This is a genomic window from Velocimicrobium porci (genome assembly GCF_009696045.1).
In the GTDB taxonomy this organism is placed as follows: Bacteria; Bacillota; Clostridia; order Lachnospirales; family Lachnospiraceae; genus Velocimicrobium; species Velocimicrobium porci.
Map to the genome: position 1 here is coordinate 1 of NZ_VUMT01000048.1, position 4,313 is coordinate 4,313.

Here is a 4,313-nt window from a genome sequence, read left to right on the forward strand (position 1 = left end):
GGAACCGTCAGACATGATAATTATTTATGATAACATCTGATGAAGGAAGAACACCTTCTTCTGTTATCTGATTTATAGAAACTTGTTAATTAAGTAGTCTTAATTGACTACATCATTATTATACTAGAAGGTCGTATAATGAAAACAAATTATCATACTCATACAATAAGATGCAAACATGCCGTTGGCGCGGATGAATCGTATGTAAAAAGTGCTATATTAGCAGGATTTGATGAACTTGGTTTTTCGGATCATGTTCCATGGCCATTTGAAGACGGATTTACATCAAAAATAAGAATGACAATGGGTCAGTATAGGGATTATGTCGATTCTATCCTTTTATTAAAGGAAAAATATAGAGATAAAATCCGAATTTGTTTGGGGTTGGAATGTGAATATTTTGAAGAATATAAAGACTGGTTAATCGAATTAAAAAAATCAGATGAGATTGAATATTTGATTTTTGGAAACCATTTTGCTTATCCAGAAAACAGTTCCTATTATGAAGGATACTATGGTGAATGTATAAAAACAACGGAAGACTTAGAAAAATATAAAAATGCAACACTAAAAGGAATCGAATCGGGGCTGTTTGCCTATGTTGCCCATCCGGACTTATTTATGCGGTGTTATCCTGAATTTGACAGCTACTGTGAGAAAATATCGGAAGAAATATGTAAGAAGGCTAAGGAGAAAAATATACTTTTGGAATACAATATATCTGGATTTCCCTATTGTGAAAAGCGGGGGTACATTGGATATCCGGCAAAAAAATTTTGGGAAATTGCAAAAGAGTATGATTGTAAATGTATCATAGGATATGATGCTCATGACAATCATGATTTAGAACAGGAGATTTATTGGAACAAAGGAATTAAAATGATAGAAGAAATTGGAATTCAAAGAGTGGAACGGCTATCGTTTTAAAAGAAAGCTATAGGAGGAGTAATATGGATTTATTTGAATATATGAGAAATACGACAATGGAGAAGGAATCTCCACTTGCAAGCCGACTTCGTCCCTCTTCCCTTGAGGAAGTAGTTGGACAGAGGCATATTATAGGAAAAGATAAGTTGCTTTATCGTGCAATTCAGGCAGATAAAATAAGTTCTATTATTTTTTATGGTCCTCCGGGAACGGGAAAGACAACGCTTGCGAGAGTAATCGCTAATACAACCAAAGGAGAATTTGTACAGATTAATGCTACGTCTGCAGGGAAAAAAGATATGGAAGCGGTTATTGAGCAGGCGAAAAATACATTGGGCATGTTTGGGAAAAAGACGATTTTGTTTATCGATGAAATTCATCGTTTTAATAAGGGGCAGCAGGATTACCTGCTTCCATTTGTAGAAGATGGAACAATTATATTAATTGGTGCAACAACGGAAAATCCTTATTTTGAAGTAAATCGGGCGTTAATCTCACGTTCGATTGTTTTTGAATTAAAACCTCTTACGAAAGAAGATATAAAGATTCTTTTGACCCGGGCAGTCAATGATTTAGAGAAGGGAATGGGAGCCTATCATGCAATACTGGAAGAAGAGGCATTAGAATTTTTAGCAGATATGTCAAACGGAGATGCAAGAGCTGCTTTAAATGCGATTGAGCTTGGAATTTTAACGACACAACGAAGTGAGGACGGGAATATACATATTACATTGGAGGTTGCTTCTGAATGTATTCAAAAAAGAGTTCTTCAGTACGACAAAGATGGGGATAATCATTATGATACAATTTCCGCTTTTATTAAAAGTATGCGTGGTTCCGACCCGGATGCTGCTATTTATTATCTTGCAAGAATGTTATACGCAGGAGAGGATGTCCGCTTCATCGCAAGAAGAATTATGATTTGTGCATCAGAAGATGTATCCAATGCTGATCCAAATGCGATTGTAGTTGCTACATCGGCTGCTATGGCGGTGGAACGGATTGGGATGCCGGAGGCTCAGATAATTTTGGCACAGGCGGCGGCTTATGTAGCATGTGCACCGAAAAGTAATTCTGCGGTAAATGCCATTTTTTCTGCGATGGATACTGTAAAAAATGAAAAAACAGGAAAAATTCCTCCTTATCTTATGGATGCCCACTATGGTGGTGCAAAAGAGCTTGGTCATGGAATAGGGTACAAATATGCCCATGACTATAAAAATCATTATGTAAAACAGCAATATCTTCCAGATGAACTGGTAGGACGCAGTTTTTATAAGCTTTCGGATAATGGCTATGAAAAAGAACTAAAAGCCTGGATGGAAAAAATCCGAAAAGAGGCAGAGGGGGATTAACAGACACAAATCAAACTTTGACGGACTGTATTTTTGGAAACTGAAATTAATAAAATTTTCTAAATAAAATGGTATCACGATTTAATTCATGATACCATTTTATTTTCGAAAAATTATCTTGTATTTTCTTCTTTATCCTTATGATTTTGATTATTATTTTTTAATATGCGATAAATTAGTAAATAAGCATATAAAAAAACAGGAATAGCAACTGTAGAAAAAATGCAGGCCTTAAAAAGACCAGCTGTTGCCGGTGTAGTAAAAAATGCACTAATCAGTGTAATAATATAAAGACTTAACAAGCCGATTACACAAATTATAGATACAATCTGTTTGACACGTTTCATATAAAACCTCTTTTTTCATTTTATTTATAATAGATATATTATATATGAATTGTAGAAAAATTGCAATAACACTGGAAAAAGTTAGAAAAAAAGAAAGGAAAAATATTTTTTTTGAAAAAAATATTGAAAAAAGAAAGAAAATTTAGTAAACTTATATTAACAAATTAAAGCGAAAAAGGGATAAATTGTATAAAGCCTAAAATAGGGAAGGGTGGTTTCGGCTATTAAGTGAGGGCGTATTTGGATTGCTACAGGGGATTGTAATTATGAAAAGTATACATAGGATAAGTACAAGAAACTGAAAATACTTGAATTTTTAAGGCAAAATTAGAAGGCAAAATACCAAAGGAGGCGTTCATATGAAAAGTATAAGGACAAAAATCATTTTTATATTTTTAGGAGTTTCAATGTTATGTTTAATTAGTGCATTGGGGGTTGCAGCAAAATTATCTTATAATGATATGGAATTGGTCAATAATAAAGCCAATAAACAGACTACATCTTTATATAGCACTAAAATTGAAGGATGGTTTGAAAGAGAGGCTTCTGTATTAGATTCTTTAGAAGCTATTATGGAAAGTAAAAATAGTCCTGATAACAAAACGACTTTTAGTTATTTATCCCAAATAAGGGATGAAAAAGATTCGATTACAGATATTTATGTTGCATATGAGAGTAAATTACTGATTAATGGTTCAGGAAATAAACTTCCTGATGACTACGATTGTACAGCTCGTGATTGGTATAAAAACGTAAAAGAGCAAAATACAAGAGTATATCAAAGTCCGTATTTAGACACCGGTACAGGAGAAATGGTTATTACAATTGCTCAGCCATTTGAAATCAATGGAAAATTTGCTGGTGTAATTGGAATGGACTTAAATATTCAAAGTTTATTTGATACAATAAATGAACTGGTAGATACAAGCGATGGCTCTTACGTATTTGTGTTAGATAGTAATGAGAATTTTATTTTACATCCAAATAGTGAATTTGCTGCAACAGAACAAAAATCAGTGAATTTGTCAGAAGTATTAGAAGGCAATTATAAAAAAGGAATGGACGATTTTGTTGCAATTACTGATTACGATGGAGCAGAGAAATATTTAGAAACCAGCAAGGTGGAAACGAATGGGTGGACAGTTGTTTTAGTAACTCCGGCGTCGGTATACACGCAGCAAACAGAACAATTATTACGTGCTTTTGGATACTTAGTATTAGGCGTTGCTGTTATCATTGCTATTATTTCAGTAATAGTAGGAAATAGTATTGCAAGACCGATTGTCAAAATGTCAAAAGAAATTGAAAAAACGAAAGATTTTGAATTACAAGATACGGAAGAAGACAAAATGCATCAACGTTATCGTAGAAGAAAAGATGAAATCGGAAAGATGGTTCATGCCGTTGGAGAATTAAGAGAAAGCTTAATTGAGATGGTGAAAGAATTAAAGACGACTTCTAAAGTTATTGATGGAAAATCAACCGAAGTTGGCGATATTATTGACGTTAACTTAAAATCTTTGGATTCCGTTGTAGCAACGATTAATGAAATTGCAGTTGGTCCTATGTCAAGAAAAAGTACAAGTTAAACGTGAACTTTTCACCTCAATATTCTGTCTTATGCCGCATTTATTTCCAAGTGTCTTAATTTTATCCAATATTTCTTTTCATACTCATTAGGTGA

4 protein-coding genes are annotated in these 4,313 nt (G+C 33.5%); 3 read left to right on the plus strand and 1 reads right to left on the minus strand.

Annotated elements, in window-relative coordinates; translation table 11 throughout:
• Positions 1-138: 138 nt before the first annotated feature.
• Positions 139-927 (plus strand): histidinol-phosphatase, encoded by a 789-nt coding sequence (locus FYJ58_RS14340; protein WP_154520365.1) that lies wholly within the window; start codon positions 139-141, stop codon positions 925-927.
• A gap of 23 nt (positions 928-950) precedes the next feature.
• Positions 951-2,282: a replication-associated recombination protein A gene (locus FYJ58_RS14345; protein ID WP_154520366.1), complete on the plus strand. Its 1,332-nt coding sequence runs from the start codon at positions 951-953 to the stop codon at positions 2,280-2,282.
• 113 nt (positions 2,283-2,395) lie between these two features.
• Here the strand turns inward: FYJ58_RS14345 and FYJ58_RS14350 are convergent, their stop codons facing one another.
• Entirely contained in the window at positions 2,396-2,629 is a 234-nt protein-coding gene (locus tag FYJ58_RS14350; RefSeq protein WP_154520367.1) for a hypothetical protein, read from the minus strand.
• 359 nt (positions 2,630-2,988) lie between these two features.
• Here FYJ58_RS14350 and FYJ58_RS14355 point away from each other — a divergent pair, with 359 nt between their 5' ends.
• On the plus strand, positions 2,989-4,218 hold the full coding sequence (locus FYJ58_RS14355) for a methyl-accepting chemotaxis protein (RefSeq protein WP_154520368.1): 1,230 nt from the start codon (positions 2,989-2,991) through the stop codon (positions 4,216-4,218).
• Positions 4,219-4,313 lie beyond the last annotated feature (95 nt).

Excerpts from the sequence above, each read along its gene's own strand:
- FYJ58_RS14340 (WP_154520365.1), top strand. The coding sequence starts at position 139 with ATGAAAACAAATTATCATACTCATACAATAAGATGCAAACATGCCGTT.
- FYJ58_RS14345 (WP_154520366.1), top strand. The coding sequence starts at position 951 with ATGGATTTATTTGAATATATGAGAAATACGACAATGGAGAAGGAATCT.
- FYJ58_RS14350 (WP_154520367.1), bottom strand. The coding sequence starts at position 2,629 with ATGAAACGTGTCAAACAGATTGTATCTATAATTTGTGTAATCGGCTTG.
- FYJ58_RS14355 (WP_154520368.1), top strand. The coding sequence starts at position 2,989 with ATGAAAAGTATAAGGACAAAAATCATTTTTATATTTTTAGGAGTTTCA.